Origin of the sequence: Stenotrophomonas chelatiphaga, assembly GCF_032054965.1 — a bacterium.
Classification (GTDB): domain Bacteria; phylum Pseudomonadota; class Gammaproteobacteria; order Xanthomonadales; family Xanthomonadaceae; genus Stenotrophomonas; species Stenotrophomonas chelatiphaga.
Genome location: NZ_DAMBRS010000008.1, coordinates 132,162 through 148,001 on the forward strand (window position 1 = coordinate 132,162; position 15,840 = coordinate 148,001).

The window sequence follows — 15,840 nt, forward strand, 5'->3', positions numbered from 1 at the left end:
CGGAAGGGGAAAACGACCGCCATTGTAGGCGGTCGGCAAGCGGGACGCGGCGGGCCGTCAGGCCGCGCCGCCGGGCGTCATTCCTTGACGATCTGCGGGGAGCCGAATCCGAGACCGGCAATGCGGCCGGCAAGTTCCGTGGCATTGGCGTGGTCGTTGGCCGGCACCCGCAGGCGCCACAGCGTGCGGCCGCCGGCGGCGATGTCGCTGATGGTCGCACCGACGATGCCGGCAGCGGTCAACTGGCCCTGGGCGCGGGTGGCATTGTCGCGGCTGGCGAAGCTGGCCACCTGCAGCAGGACGTTGCCGAGGACCTGCTGGGACAGGGTGGCCGAGGCCGGGGCGGCGAGGGGCGCAGCAGTGGCTGCGATGGCGGTGGGGCGGGCAGTTGCGGATGGTTTATCGGATTGACGGCCAGCGGCCGTCACCACGGGGGTAGCGGGTTTGCCGGTGGCCACGCGCACATTGTTGTCGCGCATCCAGCGGTCGAAGTTGTCGGCCGATCCGGGCTTGGCGCTGTCGGCAACGCGGTAGCGGTAGGCCTCGGCACCGGTGGGCGTTCTTGCGGCGGCAGCCACGGTACGCGGCGCGGCTGCAGGCGCCGGGGCCGGCGTGGCCGCGGCGGGCGCTTGAGCCGGCAGGCGGTTCACCAGTGCATCGATGGCCGACGGCGCGGCCGCCGTGGCAGCCACCATGGTCGTGGCGCGGCGCTCGGCGCGGGTAGGCTTGGCATCGGCCAGCAGGTTGCCCTCGCCCGGCTGCAGCGCGCGCACTTCCACGTTGCCGGTGCCGCGCTGGGTGATGCCCAGGCGCACGGCGGCCGCGTAGCTGAGATCGATCACGCGGCCATCGTGGAACGGGCCACGGTCGTTGACGCGCACGATCACCGATTCACCATTGTCCAGGTTGGTCACCCGGGCGAAGCTCGGCAGCGGCAGCGTCTTGTGCGCGGCGGTGAACTGGTACATGTCATAGACCTCGCGGTTGGAGGTCAGCCGGCCATGGAACTTGGCACCGTAGTACGAGGCCGTGCCCTGTTCGGCGTAGCCACGGGTGCTGTCCATCACCTTGTACTGCTTGCCCAGCACTTCATAGGGCGTCTTGTTGCCGATCGCCGAGCGCGCCAGGTCCTGCACTTCCGGTTCCGGGATGCAGGCCACGTTGGGGACATAGGTCGGCGTGGTGTCCTTCACCCCCGGCTTGTACAGGCCGCCGGCGGTGTAGTTGCCGCGGGTGGCCAGGTCTTCCGACGCGGCCGCGTACGGGGACCCTTCCGGGCAGTGCGCCGGACGGCTGCCGCCCTTGCCCTGCTGCACCACCGTGGTGGCCGGCTTGCCGCCCGTGCTGGCGGTTCCACCGGGTTTCTTGGGCGCGCTGCTGCATGCGGCCAGCGCAAGGATCAACGCTCCGGGGACCCACCATCTGATGTTCATGCCGGTGGCAGCTCCTGCCCTGCGATGGCCTGCGACAGCTGGAATACCGCCATCGCGTACATCTTGGAGATGTTGTAACGGGTGATGGCGTAGTAGTTCTGGAAGCCCAGCCAGTACTGCTTGCCGGTGCTGCCTTCCAGGGTTATCGGGGTGGCGGTGGCGGCGGGCTGCACGGCGGCGTTGGGCGTGTAGCCGCGCGCGGCCAGGTCCTGCAACGACCAGCTCGGCGTCCATTCGGACGGATTGAATTCTTCGCGCCCGGCCGCCAGCGTGGCCGGCACGGCCACCTGTCCGCCGCGTACCCAGCCGCCCTTCTTGACGAAGTAATTGGCGATGGACGAGAACACGTCGTCGTAGCTGTTGAACAGGTCGCGGCGACCGTCACCGTTGCCATCCACGGCGAAATCCAGGTAGCTGGAGGGCATGAACTGGCCCATGCCCATCGCCCCGGCATAGCTGCCCTTGAGCGTGGTGATGTCCAGCTTTTCATCACGCGCCAGCACGAAGGCCTTGGCCAGTTCGTCGCGGAAGAACAGTTCGCGGCGCACTTCGCGTTCCAGCTTGGCCGGGTCGCCGCTGCGCGGGTAATAGAAGGCCAGGGTATACAGCGCATCCAGCACGCGGTGGTTGCCGGTGTTGCCGCCGTAGCTGGTTTCCACGCCGATGATGGCCACGATGACTTCGGCCGGTACGCCGGTGCGCTGCTGCACGCGCATCAGTTCATCGCGGTGTTCGGCGAGGAATTTCTTTCCGCCGTCGATGCGCGCCTGGCTGATGAAGATCGGACGGTATTCGTTCCACGGCTTCACCCGCTCCGCCGGGCGCGACATGGCGGCGATGATCGGCTGCCGTACCTGCGCCTGGTCCAGCACGCTGGCGATGTAGGCGGGATCGAGCCTGTGCGCGGCGGCGGTGTCGCGGATGAAGTTGGCGCGCGCGGTTTCGAACGGAACCGGTGTGAGGTCGACCGGCGGTGCGGTGGACGCAGCCGATTCGGGCGCGGCTTCAGCCGGTCCCTTGTGCTGTCCGGATGCCGGCTTGTGCGGCGCCACGGTTGCCTGCGAAGGCGATGGAGGACTCGACGGCTGGGTCGCGCAGGCGACCAGGCCGAGGGTGAGCATGCAGGCCAGAGTACGTCGGATCATCGCCGCAGGTTAGCAGGTCATGGATGAAATAAAACCCCTAAGACCATGAATAGCAAAGGATTGGTTAATCCACCGCTGCTTTGTAAAACCTGCGTGAAAACCGGCAACGAGCAAGCCGGTTGCGCCCCCATCCCCCGACGGGCGCAACCGGCCTGACGGACCATCCAATACTGCCCCCTGCATCTCCCCAGAGCAGGTGGCAAAACGTGAGGTCGTGCTGCGGTTCGTCAGGTGGTCGGCGGAGTAGATGAACGCGCCCTGCCTGACGGGCGCCATTGTGCAGGCCGTTTGCGTCAAATCCATTGATTCGGATCAACAGTATTCTGAACTGTGACGCAATTCGCACTTGAAGTGTGAAATCTTCATCGGGGGGAAACGAATCCGGCTGCGGCAACGGGGTCAGAGTCCCTTCCTGCGGAAAAGGACTCTGACCCCTGTCGGTTAGCGGTAGCCGCCGTGCACGGGGTTGTGGCTGCGCACCGCCATCACCAGCCCAAAGCCGGCCAGCAGGGAAACCGCCGAGGTGCCGCCGTAGCTGATCAGCGGCATCGGCACGCCCACCACCGGCAGCAGGCCGGAAATCATGCCGCCGTTGACCAGCACATAGACGAAGAACGCCAGCCCGGTGGCACCGGCCAGCAGGCGCGAATAGGAATCGCGGGACTGGCTGGCGATCCACAGGCAGCGTCCGATCACCACCAGATACAGGGCCAGCACCAGCGCCACGCCGATCCAGCCGAACTCTTCGCTCAGCACCGAAAATGCGAAGTCCGTCGTCTGCTCGGGAATGAAGTTCAGGTGCGACTGAGAGCCCTGCCCCCAGCCCTTCCCATCCAGCCCCCCGGAGCCGATCGCGATCTTGGACTGGATGATGTTCCAGCCCGCCCCCAGCGCATCCATTTCCGGGTCCAGGAACATCATGATGCGGTCTTTCTGGTACGGCATCAGCAGCCAGAACCAGGCCACCGGCGCGATCGCAGCCACGCCTCCCACGCCCAGCCCCACCCACCACCAGGGCAGGCCGGCCAGCAGCAGCACGAACACGCCGCTGGCGGCGATCAGCACGCCGGTACCGAAGTCCGGCTGCAGCATCACCGCCGCCGTCGGCGCACCGATGATCACCATGCTGATCAGCACGGTGTTGAAGCGCGGCGGCAGCGGCATCCGGTGCAGGTACCAGGCCACCATCATCGGCAGGCTGACCTTCAACAACTCGGCCGGCTGCAGGTAGAACAGCTTGAGGTCAAGCCACTGGCGGCCGTACTTGCCGGTACCGATGGCGAACACGGCCAGCAGCGGGATCATCGAAATGGCGTAGATCATCGGCGTGGCCGAGCGGATGCGCAGGATCGGCACCCGCGAAATGCCCCACATCGCCGCCAGGCCGACGGCGAAACGCGCCCCCTGGGCGAATACCAGGCCATCGCCACCGGCGCTCTTCAACGTGGCCAGGCCGATCACCATCAACGCGCCGAGCGCCGCGCACAGCATCCAGTCAAGCGTGCTGAAGAAGCGCACCAGCATCTCGCCGGCCCAGCGCAGGAAGTCCTTCATCGGGCGGGCTCCGGGGAGGGCGTCCGCCCATCATGGATCGGCGCTGCCGGGGTGGCGGGCGCCTCCACCGGCGGCCCTACCTGCACCGGCAGCTCGCCGGCCTCCATCGCCGCGGCATCGCCATTGGCGCGTGCGCTGGTGTCTTCGTTGTCGAAGGCGGTGGGACCGAAGGCCACGCTGCCGCGCTCCACGTCCAGCGGCAGCACGCCTTCGGGCATCTTGCCCAGCAGCCACGCATCGAACACCTTGCGCGCGATCGGCGCGGCCGCCGACCCCCCGTAGCCGCCACCCTCCACGGCCACCGCGATGGCGATGACCGGGTTGTCGGCCGGCGCGAAACCGACGAACAGCGAGCGATGGCGCAGGTGCAGGGGCAGGCTGCGCGGGTCCACGGCAGCCGTACCCCTGCGGCTGACCACCTGCGCGGTACCGGTCTTGCCGGCCATGACATACGGGGCCCCGGCGGCCATGCGCGCGCCGCTGCCGCCCGGCTGCATGGTCGCCATCATGCCTTCGCGCACCGCCTGCAGATTGTTCGGATTGGGGCTGATCGGCCGGGTTTCGCCCGCCGGGGCCAGGGTCCAGTCGCTGTCGAAGCCGGCGCGCTGCTGCATCACCAGGTGCGGCGTGCGCAGCTGGCCATTGGCGATGCCGCTGACGCCGCGTACCAGCTGCAGCGGCGTCACTTTCCAGTCGCCCTGGCCGATGCTCACATTCACCGTGTCGCCGGGATACCAGCGTTCCTTGCGGGTCTTGGCCTTGTAGGCCGGCGAAGGCAGGATGCCGCCGATCTCGCCGGTCAGGTCGATGCCGGTCGGCGCGCCGAAGCCATAGCTGGCCATGTACTGGTCGAACCGCTCGATGCCCAGGTCCAGCGCCAGCCGGTAGTAATAGGTATTGACCGACTGGGCGATGGATTTGCGCAGGTCGGTCCAGCCATGGCCACCGCGGTTGGCATCACCCCAGCCACGGCTGGTGCCGGGCAGGTAGAACATGCCGGTGGACAGGATCCTGTCTTCCGGCTTGCGCACCCCCGAATCCAGACCGGCCAGGCCGATCAGCGGCTTCAACGTGGAACCGGGAGCCACCCCGCCCAGCACCAGCCGGTTGAACTGCGGCCGCGAAGGGTTGTCGTTGAGCGCGCGGAAATCCGTATGCGAAATGCCGTTGACGAACAGGTTGGCGTCATACGACGGCAGGCTGACCATCGCCAGCACTTCACCGGTGCGCGGGTCCATCGCCACCGCCGCGCCTTCCTGGATGCCGAAGGCGGCCACCATCGCCCGCTGCAGGTCGGCGTCGATGGACAGCCGCAGGTCGGTGCCGGACTGCGCGGCCACCCGGCCCACGGTGCGGATCGCGCGGCCCTGCACGTTGGTTTCCACCTGTTCGTAGCCGACCCGGCCGCGCAGCTGTTGTTCGTAGTAGCGTTCCAGCCCGGATTTGCCGATGTGGGTCAGCGCCGCGTTGCCCTCGCCCAGCATCTCCAGGTCCTTGTCATCGACCCGACCGACATAGCCGATGACATGCGCGAACAGGTCGCCGAAGGGATAGCGACGGGTCAAGTAGGGCTCCAGCTCGACGCCGGGGAAGCGCCAGCGATCGACCGCGAAGCGGGCCATCTCCTCTTCGCTGACGCGCAGTTTCAAGGTGACCGGCAGGAAGCTGCGACGCGCCTTGCGCGATCTGTTGAACGCCTCGATCTCCTCCTCGCTCAACGGGAAGATCTTCGCCAGCCCGGCCAGGGTGGCGTCCATGTCCTTGACCTTGTCCGGAGTGACATCCAGGCGGAACGCCGGCACGTTCTCGGCCAGCAGGCGGCCGTTGCGGTCGTAGATCATGCCGCGGCCGGGGACCACCGGACGCGGCTTGATGCGGTTGGCCTCAGAACGCGTGGCGTAGATCTCGTGGTCCATCACCTGCAGCTTGAAGTACCAGCCGCCCAGCCCGCCCAGGCACAGCAGCACGCCGAGGAACCCCAGTGCCGCGCGACGGCGGAACTGCTCGGCTTCGGCATGCGGATTCTTGACCGCGCGGCGCGAGCTCATGTCAGCGTCCGCGCCGTCCGAAGCGCACGGCATCCAGCAGCACGAACACCAGCGGCCACAGTGCCATGCCCAGCAGCGGTGCCCACCAGTAGGCCCACGGCAGGGTCGGCTCGCCTACCACCACGTGCACCACGGCACTGACGATGCGGTCGTTGAACAGCAGGCCGCCGATGGCGAGGATCTGCTGGGACATCGGGAAAAAGCGGATGCGGGCGCGGAAGCGCTGCAGGATGAAGGCCATGATCACCAGCCGCAGCGCCTGTTCGCCGAGCACGCCGCCGTACAGGAAATCGGCGATGACGCCGCTGGCGAAGGCCACGCCCAGGCCTACCCGGTCAGGGGCTTCGATGACCCAGTAGGCCAGCACCAGCGCCAGCCAGTAGGGGCGCAGCGGCTGCAGCAGCGCCGGCAGCGGCAGCAGCCCCAGCAGCAGCGCCACCATCAGGCTGAGCGGCAGCACCCAACGGTTGTCACGCAGGCGGCTCACGGGCGCACCTCGGGGGGGAGCGACGGCCGCTGGCCGTCAGCCGAAGTGGGTAGTGACGGCCGCTGGCCGTCAGCCGAAGTGGGTAGTGACGGCCGCTGGCCGTCAGCATTGGCGGGTTGACGGCCAGCGGCCGTCACTACCGGCGTATCGGGTTGACCGCCAGCGGCCGTCACTACCGGGGGGATCCGGATCGGTGAACCCGGCCGCAGCAGCAGCACATCGCGACCGCGATCCAGCGCCGCAGCAGGCTTCAGCTCACCCACCAGGAAGGCGTGCGTATCATCGGGCCGCAGCGCGGCGATGCTGCCCACCGGGAAGCCGACCGGGAAGCGACCGCCGAGCCCGGAGGTGACGATCTCATCGCCCACTTCCACCCCGGCACTCAACGGAATGTCGCGCAGTTCCAGCGTATCGCCACGCCCGTAGACGATCAGGCGCACACCGTTGCGCGCCACCGTCACCGGCACGGCATGGTCCGGGTCGGTCAGCAGCAGCACCGTGGAGGTACTGGCGGTCACGCTGATCACCTGACCCATCAGGCCGCCGGCATCGATCACCGCCTGCCCCACGTGCACGCCTTCGCGGCTGCCGGCAGCCAGCACCAGCCGCTGTTTCACCGGGTCCAGGTCGATGTCCAGGATCGGCGCCAGCTGCACGTCCAGCCCGCTGCGCTCGGCCACGTTCAGCAATTCGCGCAGCTGCGCGTTGTCCAGCGCCGCCGTCTGCAGGCGGGTCAGCCGCGCGTTGGCGACCAGCAGGTTGTTGCGCAGCTGGCGGTTTTCGGCCACCAGCTGGCCATGGCTGGCCGCGTTGTCACGCACCTGGTTGCCCAGGCGCCCGGGCAGGCCGGCGAGGTTCCAGGCCGGCTGCACCAGCACGTTGGCCTGGTCGCGCAGGCGCGCAAGCCAACCGGCCTGGTCATCCAGCACGATCAGGGTGATCGCCAGCACCAGGTAGGCCAGCAGCCGCAGCGGGCTGGCGGCATCGCCGGAGCGGGAAGCAATGGGAGGTCCGGCGTAGGGCGGCACGATGCAGCTTCAGCTAGGAATCAAAGGAGAAACACGACGGCGCCCTGCCGGTGCCGGCCCGCCGCGAAGGCGGACCGCACCCCGGAAGGGCGCGGCGCTCACGTACCACCAGGGGGACTTACTCCGGCGCAAAGAACTCGTTGCCGTGCATGTCCACCAGCTCCAGCGCACGACCACCACCGCGGGCCACGCAGGTCAGCGGATCGTCGGCCACCTGCACATGCAGGCCGGTTTCCTCGGAGATCAGGCGATCCATGTCACGCAGCAGGGCGCCACCACCGGTCAGCACGATGCCGCGCTCGGCGACGTCGGCGCACAGTTCCGGCGGGGTCTGTTCCAGGGCCAGCTTGACCGCGCTGACGATGCCGGACAGCGGCTCGTGCAGGGCTTCAAGCACCTCGTTGGAGGTGATCTTGATCATCTTCGGCACGCCCTCGGCGAGGTTGCGGCCGGAGATTTCCATCTCGATCACCTGCGCCTGCGGGTAAGCGCAGCCCAGCTCCACCTTGATCCGTTCGGCGGTGGCTTCACCGATCAGCATGCCGTGGTTGCGGCGCACGTAGTTGGTGATGGATTCATCGAAGCGGTCACCGCCGATGCGCACCGAAGCCGAATAGACGATGCCGTTGAGCGAGATCACTGCCACTTCGGTGGTGCCGCCGCCGATGTCGATGACCATCGAGCCGCGGGCTTCGGTCACCGGCATGCCGGCACCGATCGCGGCGGCCATCGGCTCTTCGATCAGGAACACGTCGCGCGCACCGGCCTCTTCGGCCGATTCCTTGATCGCGCGGCGCTCGACCTGGGTCGAGCCGGCCGGCACGCAGACCAGCACGCGCGGGCTCGGGCGCAGGAAGCGCGACTTGTGCACCTTCTTGATGAAGTGCTTGAGCATTGCCTCGGTGTAGGTGAAATCGGCGATGACGCCGTCCTTCATCGGGCGGATGGTGGTGATGTGGCCGGGGGTACGGCCGAGCATCTGCTTGGCTTCGGCGCCGACGGCAGCCACCGAGCGGGTGCCACCGATGGCGCGGTCCTGGCGCACGGCGACCACGGACGGTTCGTTCAGGACGATTCCCTGTCCGCGCACATAGATGAGGGTGTTGGCCGTGCCCAGGTCGATGGACAGGTCATTGGAGAACATGCCGCGGAGTTTCTTCAACATCGAGGTGGTGATCCTGAGGGGTGCGCAATTCCGGCCTGGAATGGGGAATCGTGGGCAAAATTTAGACAGACAAGCCTAACAACCCGCCCCCCTGCGGGCAAGGATATTTCCAGCCGGAGCCGCGTATTCACTAGCTTTCGGCACGATTGGTACAGGTTGGACGGCGATCCCGCCCGCCAGCGGCACCGCGCACCGGCCGGCGCGGCCGGCGCATGCCCCGGCACCGGCCGATGACCCGCCCGGCACGGCCCGGCGCTACCCTTCGGCGGCTCCAGCCGGTAACCTTTGCGCCGTCGGGCGCCCATGGGCGCCGTTTGCTTGCCCACCGCTGCGGCCAGCACTCCACTCATTCCCGCATAGGCTTACATCGATGTCCGCTTTGATCTGTGGTTCTCTTGCCTTTGACACCATCATGGTGTTCCCGGACCAGTTCAAGAACCACATCCTGCCGGACAAAGTGCACATCCTGAACGTCTCGTTCCTGGTGCCGCGCATGCGTCGCGAGTTCGGCGGCTGCGCCGGCAACATCGCCTACAACCTGCACCTGCTGGGCGGCAACCCGATCCCGATGGGCACCGTGGGCACCGATTTCGGCCCGTACCGCGAGCATTTCGACGCGCTGGGCATCGACCTGTCGCGCGTGCGCGTGATCGAAGAACTGTTCACCCCGCAGGCCTTCATCACCACCGACCACGACAACAACCAGATCACCGCCTTCCATCCCGGCGCGATGATGCGTTCGTATGAAAACCACGTGCGCGACGTGCCCGGCGTGAGCCTTGGACTGGTCGGTCCGGATGGCCGCGAAGGCATGATCCAGAACGCACTGGAGTTCCACGAAGACGGCGTTCCCTTCATCTTCGATCCGGGCCAGGCGATGCCGTTGTTCAACGGTCCCGAACTGCGCACCTTCATCGAACAGGCCGACTACGTCGTGGTCAACGATTACGAGTCCAATCTGCTGCAGGAACGCACCGGATGGGACGAAAAGGAAATCGTCAGCCGGGTGCAGGCCTACATCACCACCCGCGGCCCGAAGGGTGCGGTCATCCACACCCCGGAGAAGAGCTACGACATCCCGCCGGCGCATGAGCGCCGCGTGGTCGACCCGACCGGCTGTGGCGACGCGTTCCGCGCCGGCCTGATCTACGGCATCCAGAAGGGCTTCGACTGGCTGACCATCGGCCGCATGGGCAACCTGATGGGCGCGCTGAAGGTGGAACACCCGGGCACCCAGAACCAGCGCTTCACCTTCGATGAGTTCAACGAACAGTTCAAGCAGCAGTTCGGTTACGCGCTGAACGTCTGACCCGGAGTCCGGCAGCGCCGAGCCACGCTCGGCGCAATGCCTGAAGCACCGCTGCGCTCGCCGGACAACGGCCGGCGCTTCCGGTTCACGTGCGGTTCCCACCCAGCGCTGCGTGCAGCGCGCGGCAATCGGCAAAGCGCCAGTCGGCCATGCCGGGCCACGGATCACCCGGCGTATTGACCAGCACCGTAGGGGTGCCGGCGGCACGCCCGGCGGCCAGGTCCATCCGGTGATCGCCCACCATCACCGCCTGCGCGGCCGTGATGCCCCAGCGCCCCAGGAAGTAATGCAGCCCGTCCGGCGCCGGCTTCGGGGCCACCTCGTCGCGACCGATGATGTCGGCAGCCTGGAAAAGATCACCCAACCCGATCGCATCCAGCGTGAGCTGGGCCAGCGCGTGGTCGTTGCGGGTCAGGATGCCCAGCCGGCGTCCCTGCCCGGCCAGCGCGCGCAGCAGATCCACGGCGCCCTCTGCCGCTACGGCCGCCTCGGCCAGCGCGCGCTCGTGCTCGAACAACCAGGCCCGCTTGGCGCGCGCCTGCGGGTCGGGCAGCGCCGCCAGGTGGGCGATGATGTCCTCGTCCGCGGCGATGTCCAGCGCGCGCTTGATCGCCGCGAAATCGTGCGCGGCCACGGTCAGCGTGCCGTCCATGTCGAACACCCAGTGGCGCACTTCATCCAGTCGCGGCTGCGTAGCCCGCACCGCGTGCGGCCTCACTTCCATGGCATCTGGCTGGCGTCCACGCCGCCGGTTTCAAACACCACGGTGCGCGTGCCACCGGCCTTCACCGGGAACTCGATGCTGATCGCCTGTGCCTGCCGCGCCAGCTTCCACAACGCGGCGTGGTCGGTGATGAACATGGCGATCGCTTCGTCCGTGTCCGGGCGCCACGCGGCCATTGCACGCGGCTTGCCACCGTCCACGCTCACCTGCACCCGACAGCCGCCGGGGCAGCGGAAATCGCCGGCCTGCAGCACAAGATAGGCGTGTTGCTTCCACTGCGGATGGTCGCGGAACACCAACTGCACGGGCTTGGGACCGCTGCCGTCCACGTCCAAGCGCTCCTTGCCGTAGATCGACGCAGAGCGCTGCGTGCCCTTGGTGCCGACCGGGATCTGGTTGTACTGCCACAGGCCCTGCATGCGGCGCAGGTTGCGCGCCTGGTCCGACTGGGCCTTGACGTCGGCGAAGCCCGGTTCGATCCGCGCTGCCGCTGCGGTGCCCTTGTAGATGTCCAGCAGCGAGCCGCCATGCATGCGCGCACGCTCCCAGTCCTTGGCCGCGACGGCGGTGTCGTACTGCTTTGCCACGTCGTCCGCCTTGGCCTCCTTCTGCGCCTGGGCAGCGGCCTCGGCAGCCTGCTGCGCCTGGCGTTCGGCTTCGGGATCGCTGCAGGCGGCCAGGGACAATGCGCAGGCAGCGGCGAGGATCAGGTGTTTCATCGCGGATTCCGGGGTGATGGCGTGCCTATACAGTACCCGCCAACAGCGTGACGACCAACGGTCGTCACCCACCACCATCCACGATCGTCACTCACCACGATCCACGATCGTCACCCACCACGACGCACGGTCGTCACCGGGAACGGGCCGCGCCTTCGCCGACCTGGCGCCACCAGTGGGTGGAGGGCGCGGGGGTGCCGATATCCAGCCGTTCGCCCATCTGCGGGGCGGTCAGGGTGACCCCGCGTTCCGCTGCCAGCGCAGTGATGCGCTCGAACGGTTCGGTCCACGGATGCAGGGCCAGGTCGAAGGTGCCGTTGTGGATGGGCATCATGACCTTGCCGCGCACGTCCAGGTGCGCCTGCAGGCTCTGCTCGGGCTGCATGTGCACATCGGCCCAGTCGGCATCGTAGGCGCCGGTTTCGATCAGGGTCAGGTCGAACGGCCCGTAGCGTTCGCCGATGCGCGCGAAGCCGTCGAAGTAACCGCTGTCGCCGCTGAAGAAGATGCGCCTGCTGCCGCTGTCGATCACCCACGATGCCCACAGCGTGCGGTTGCCGTCGGACAGGCCGCGGCCGGAGAAATGCTGCGCCGGCGTGGCGGTGACTTTCAGTCCCTGCACGCGGGTCTCCTGCCACCAGTCCAGCTGCTGGATCTTTTCCGCTGGCACCCCCCAGGCCACCAGGCGATCGCCCACGCCCAGCGCGGTGACGAAGTGTTCGACCTTCGGCGCCAGCGCGCGGATCGCGTCGTGGTCGAGGTGATCGTAATGGTCGTGGGAGATGATCACACCGGTCAGCGGCGGCAGCGCCGCGATGTCCAGCGGCGGGGCGTGGAAGCGCTTGGGACCCATGAACGACATCGGCGAGGCGCGTTCGGAGAACACCGGATCGGTCAGCCAGAAGTGGCCATCCAGCTTCATCAGCAGGGTCGAGTGGCCCAGCCGCCACAGGCTGTCATCCGGCGCATCCAGCAGTGCCTGGCGGGTCAGCGGCTGCACCGGAATCGGGGCAGGCGGGGTGGCATCCTTCGGCTTGTCCACCATGAAGCGCCACAACACGCCCAGCGTGCCGACGAAGCCCAGCGAGGACTTGCCGGCAGGATTGTGGAAACGGCCATCGTGGAACTGCGGCGACTGTTCGTAGGAAGCGGCGGGACGTGCACCGCAGGTCAGCAGGCCAAGGGTCATGGCGATCAACACCGTAGAAAGAAGGAGGAAGCGCGGCAGGCGACGGGTCATTCGGGCTTGCCGTGAAAAGTACACTTGTGAGTCTACTTCCATTTCAGGGAAAGTAAACTGAACGGTGTAAAATATCGGGATGAGTACCGATATCCGCCCTCCCCGCCTGACCGACCGCAAGCGCGCCGACATCCTGTCGGCGGCCGTGGCCGAGTTCCGCAGCTTCGGTTTCGCGGCGACCAGCATGGACCGCATCGCCGCCACGGCGGGGGTGTCCAAGCGCACGGTGTACAACCATTTCGCCAGCAAGGACGAGCTGTTCACCGCCATCCTGTGGCAACTGTGGGAAGCCAGCCAGGCGGTGGAGGCAGTGGCTTACGCGTCGGCGCAGCCGCTGCGGGAGCAGTTGTTGCGGTTCACCCGGCAGAAGATGCGCCTGATGTCCGATGCCAGCTTCATCGATCTGTCGCGGGTGGCGATCGCCGAGCTCGTGCATGCCCCGGAACGGGCACGGGCGATGATGGACAAGCTGGCGGAGAAGGAAGAAGGGCTGGCGACGTGGATACGTGCAGCGCAGGCCGATGGCCGGCTGCGCGCGGACGTCACGCCTGCCGAAGCGGCGCATCAGCTGCAGGGAATGTTGAAGGCGTTCGCGTTCTGGCCGCAGGTGACGATGGGCCAGGCGCCGCTGTCGCCGGAGGCGCAGCAGCGGCTGATGGAAGACTGCGTGGACATGTTCCTGGCGCTGCGCGCAACGGCATGATCGCGTGACGGCGTGACGGCGTGACGACCAACGGTCGTCACCCACCAGACGCTACGGCATGACGGCCAGCGGCCGTCACTACCGAGGCAGCATGACGGCCAGCGGCCGTCACTACCGGAGCAGCATGACGGCCAGCGGCCGTCACTACCGCAGCGATCGGCCGCTTACTTGGCTTCGGCCTTGGACAGCATGTCCCGCACCGAACCGGTGGTGATCGGATGGTAGCCCGGCTTGGCCTTTTCAAATGCGGCCTTGGCCACGTCCAGGCCTTCCGGGGTCTTCACCAGTTCAGCGTAGATCGGCATGATCAGCTTGCGACGACCGACCCGCTCGATGAACGCCGAAGCCGCCGGGGTGGCCTCGGCATAACCGCTGCGGATGGCCAGCGGGTACCAGCGCATGGCGATCTCACCATTCGGCGTGCCGGTGAACTTGAACACGCGATCCAGCGCGGCCAGCTTGTCCAGCGGTTGGGTGGCGCCCAGGCCGTCGATGAAGCGCACCCATTCTTGGGTGCTCCACTCGGCGGTCAGCTGGTTGGTCGGCAGTTTGCCGGTGCCTTCCCAGGCGATGCGCGCGGTGTCCACGTTGCTGAAGTTGCGCGACTGCGCCTTCGCAGCGAACGCCGGAATGCCCGGCTGGTCCAGCCAGGCGGTCAGTTCAGCCTCGGTCACCGCGTTGGGGTTCTTCGGCAGCAGGTTCTTCTTCAGGTACTCGACGAACTGGTCGGTGTTCGCGCTCTGGAAGGCATGGTCATTGAACCAGCCGCGCAGGAACGGATCGAACACTTCACGGCCGAAGCGCTGTTCCAGGAACTCCAGGAACCAGGAGCCCTTCACGTAGGCGACCTGGCTCAGGGCTTCGTCCGGGTCCCGCTCGTTCAACGGCGGCAGCGCCAGCGCCTGGTCGGCCGGGCTCATGTCCTTCACTTCGGCCAGCAGGTCGGTCTGGTCGATCTGGCGCTCCATCTCGGCCATCTCCTTGCCGTACAGCGCTTCGGTGATGCGCCCCTGCACGTAGGTGGTGAAGCCTTCGTTGAGCCAGATGTCCTTCCAGCTGGCATTGGTCACCAGGTTGCCCGACCAGCTGTGCGCCAGTTCGTGGGCCACCAGCGAGACCAGCGACTTGTCGCCGACGATCACGGTCGGAGTAGCGAAGGTCAGGCGCGGGTTTTCCATGCCACCGAACGGGAACGACGGCGGCAGCACCAGCATGTCGTAGCGGCCCCAGCGATACTCGCCGTACAACTTTTCAGCCGCGCCGATCATCTTCTCGGTGTCTTCGAATTCCTTGGCGGCCTTGCCGACCATGGTCGGTTCGGCCCAGACGCCGGAGCGTCCGGAAATCGGCTCGAACACCAGGTCACCGGCCGCGATGGCCAGCAGGTAGGACGGAATGGGCTGCGGCATCTTGAAGGTGTAATCACCATCACGCGCGGCCTTGGGATCGTTGTCGGCGCTCATCAGCACCATCACGTCCGGGCGGCTGGTCACGTGCGCGCTGTAGGTGAAGCGCACGCTCGGCGTGTCCTGCAGCGGCACCCAGGAACGGGCGTGGATGGCCTGCGACTGGCTGAACATGAAGGGCAGCTGCTTGCCTTCGGTCATCGACGGCTCCAGCCACTGCAGGCCCGAGGCGGTCGGTGCGGTGTGGTAGCTGATCTCGACCTTAGTCGGCTGGGCCGGCGCTTCGATGGTCAGCTTGCTGCCGAAGACCTTGTCGACCGGCGCCAGCACGAACGGCAGCGCACTGCGCGCACCGTCGGCGGCAACCGCTTCCACCTTGGCCACGTTGAGCTCGCGGGTGTCCAGCACCAGCTGCTTGGCGTCCTTGTCCTTCCATTCCAGGGTGTAGGTCGCGGTACCGCCGATCTGTTTGGCGTCGAAATCCAGCTTCAGGTCCAGCGCGATGTCCTTGATGACGACCTTCTCAGGCTCGGCATAGGAACTTTCGTCGTGGCTGCGGTTTTCGGCGTTCACGGGGGCGGCGGGCGCCTTCTGGGCGGTCGGGGCCGTGGCAGCGGCGGCTGCAGGCTCCTGGGAGCAGCCGGCGGCGAGCGCCACGGCCAGCGGAATGAGCAGGAACGGGGTACGCATGAATCGAGACCGTTTCAGGGGTAAACCGGGATGTTACCCCTGAACCGCACCTGGTAGCGCCGAAGGCAGCAGCAGGAGCCGCTGCCAACGTCGCTTGCGACGGCCCGCAGGGTGCCGGTCAGGACGACCGGCATAGCCATGCCCGGCGGGGATCGGCGGGCTCCCTGAGGCCGAGCATGGCTCGGCGCG

General features: G+C 67.2%; 13 protein-coding genes. 2 read left to right on the forward strand and 11 right to left on the reverse strand.

Annotation, left to right across the window (positions count from 1 at the left end; genetic code table 11):
• Nucleotides 1–77: 77 nt before the first annotated feature.
• From RTX79_RS11825 to RTX79_RS11855, 7 genes are all read right to left on the reverse strand, one after another.
• Nucleotides 78–1,433 carry a septal ring lytic transglycosylase RlpA family protein gene (locus tag RTX79_RS11825; protein ID WP_312683908.1) on the reverse strand — a complete coding sequence of 452 codons (1,356 nt, stop codon included), beginning with the start codon at nt 1,431–1,433 and terminating at the stop codon, nt 78–80.
• Nucleotides 1,430–2,578, reverse strand: a complete 1,149-nt coding sequence (gene mltB, locus RTX79_RS11830; protein WP_312683910.1) for a lytic murein transglycosylase B — start codon at nt 2,576–2,578, stop codon at nt 1,430–1,432. The genes RTX79_RS11825 and mltB overlap by 4 nt, the downstream gene beginning before the upstream one ends.
• Nucleotides 2,579–3,019: 441 nt before the next feature.
• Entirely contained in the window at nt 3,020–4,132 is a 1,113-nt protein-coding gene (rodA, locus tag RTX79_RS11835; RefSeq protein WP_312683911.1) for a rod shape-determining protein RodA, read from the reverse strand.
• Nucleotides 4,129–6,180: a penicillin-binding protein 2 gene (gene mrdA, locus RTX79_RS11840; RefSeq protein WP_312683912.1), complete on the reverse strand. Its 2,052-nt coding sequence runs from the start codon at nt 6,178–6,180 to the stop codon at nt 4,129–4,131. Before mrdA ends, rodA begins: the two co-directional genes overlap by 4 nt.
• Nucleotide 6,181: 1 nt before the next feature.
• A complete protein-coding gene (gene mreD / locus RTX79_RS11845) occupies nt 6,182–6,667 on the reverse strand; it encodes a rod shape-determining protein MreD (protein WP_312683914.1) in 486 nt (161 codons plus the stop codon).
• Entirely contained in the window at nt 6,664–7,695 is a 1,032-nt protein-coding gene (gene mreC / locus RTX79_RS11850; protein ID WP_312683915.1) for a rod shape-determining protein MreC, read from the reverse strand. The genes mreD and mreC overlap by 4 nt, the downstream gene beginning before the upstream one ends.
• Nucleotides 7,696–7,813: 118 nt before the next feature.
• Complete coding sequence (locus RTX79_RS11855) at nt 7,814–8,860, reverse strand: rod shape-determining protein (RefSeq protein ID WP_057509333.1); 1,047 nt, start codon at nt 8,858–8,860, stop codon at nt 7,814–7,816.
• 370 nt (nt 8,861–9,230) lie between these two features.
• Between RTX79_RS11855 and RTX79_RS11860 the strand changes: the two genes are divergently transcribed.
• The gene (locus RTX79_RS11860) at nt 9,231–10,169 is read left to right on the forward strand and encodes a carbohydrate kinase family protein (protein WP_312683916.1); all 939 of its coding nucleotides are present in this window, start codon (nt 9,231–9,233) and stop codon (nt 10,167–10,169) included.
• Between the two features lie 85 nt (nt 10,170–10,254).
• Here the strand turns inward: RTX79_RS11860 and RTX79_RS11865 are convergent, their stop codons facing one another.
• The 3 genes from RTX79_RS11865 to RTX79_RS11875 all read right to left on the reverse strand — a co-directional run bounded on the left by RTX79_RS11865 (nt 10,255) and on the right by RTX79_RS11875 (nt 12,852).
• Entirely contained in the window at nt 10,255–10,893 is a 639-nt protein-coding gene (locus RTX79_RS11865; RefSeq protein ID WP_312683918.1) for an HAD family hydrolase, read from the reverse strand.
• Nucleotides 10,884–11,612, reverse strand: coding sequence for a hypothetical protein (locus RTX79_RS11870; protein ID WP_312683919.1), 729 nt, complete (start codon nt 11,610–11,612; stop codon nt 10,884–10,886). The genes RTX79_RS11865 and RTX79_RS11870 overlap by 10 nt, the downstream gene beginning before the upstream one ends.
• A 133-nt stretch (nt 11,613–11,745) precedes the next feature.
• On the reverse strand, nt 11,746–12,852 hold the full coding sequence (locus tag RTX79_RS11875; protein ID WP_428695999.1) for an MBL fold metallo-hydrolase: 1,107 nt from the start codon (nt 12,850–12,852) through the stop codon (nt 11,746–11,748).
• A 79-nt stretch (nt 12,853–12,931) separates the two neighbouring features.
• Here RTX79_RS11875 and RTX79_RS11880 point away from each other — a divergent pair, with 79 nt between their 5' ends.
• Entirely contained in the window at nt 12,932–13,555 is a 624-nt protein-coding gene (locus RTX79_RS11880; RefSeq protein WP_312683920.1) for a TetR/AcrR family transcriptional regulator, read from the forward strand.
• Between the two features lie 164 nt (nt 13,556–13,719).
• On the opposite strand, the gene RTX79_RS11885 is transcribed toward RTX79_RS11880, so the two are convergent.
• Nucleotides 13,720–15,651 carry a M1 family metallopeptidase gene (locus RTX79_RS11885; RefSeq protein WP_312683921.1) on the reverse strand — a complete coding sequence of 644 codons (1,932 nt, stop codon included), beginning with the start codon at nt 15,649–15,651 and terminating at the stop codon, nt 13,720–13,722.
• Nucleotides 15,652–15,840 lie beyond the last annotated feature (189 nt).

What these genes read in the sequence shown, in the direction of transcription:
- RTX79_RS11825 (WP_312683908.1), bottom strand. Translation starts at nt 1,433, where the DNA reads ATGAACATCAGATGGTGGGTCCCCGGAGCGTTGATCCTTGCGCTGGCC.
- mltB (WP_312683910.1), bottom strand. Translation starts at nt 2,578, where the DNA reads ATGATCCGACGTACTCTGGCCTGCATGCTCACCCTCGGCCTGGTCGCC.
- RTX79_RS11865 (WP_312683918.1), bottom strand. Translation starts at nt 10,893, where the DNA reads ATGGAAGTGAGGCCGCACGCGGTGCGGGCTACGCAGCCGCGACTGGAT.
- RTX79_RS11880 (WP_312683920.1), top strand. Translation starts at nt 12,932, where the DNA reads ATGAGTACCGATATCCGCCCTCCCCGCCTGACCGACCGCAAGCGCGCC.
- RTX79_RS11875 (WP_428695999.1), bottom strand. Translation starts at nt 12,852, where the DNA reads ATGACCCGTCGCCTGCCGCGCTTCCTCCTTCTTTCTACGGTGTTGATC.
- RTX79_RS11885 (WP_312683921.1), bottom strand. Translation starts at nt 15,651, where the DNA reads ATGCGTACCCCGTTCCTGCTCATTCCGCTGGCCGTGGCGCTCGCCGCC.
- RTX79_RS11860 (WP_312683916.1), top strand. Translation starts at nt 9,231, where the DNA reads ATGTCCGCTTTGATCTGTGGTTCTCTTGCCTTTGACACCATCATGGTG.
- RTX79_RS11855 (WP_057509333.1), bottom strand. Translation starts at nt 8,860, where the DNA reads ATGTTGAAGAAACTCCGCGGCATGTTCTCCAATGACCTGTCCATCGAC.
- RTX79_RS11870 (WP_312683919.1), bottom strand. Translation starts at nt 11,612, where the DNA reads ATGAAACACCTGATCCTCGCCGCTGCCTGCGCATTGTCCCTGGCCGCC.
- mrdA (WP_312683912.1), bottom strand. Translation starts at nt 6,180, where the DNA reads ATGAGCTCGCGCCGCGCGGTCAAGAATCCGCATGCCGAAGCCGAGCAG.
- rodA (WP_312683911.1), bottom strand. Translation starts at nt 4,132, where the DNA reads ATGAAGGACTTCCTGCGCTGGGCCGGCGAGATGCTGGTGCGCTTCTTC.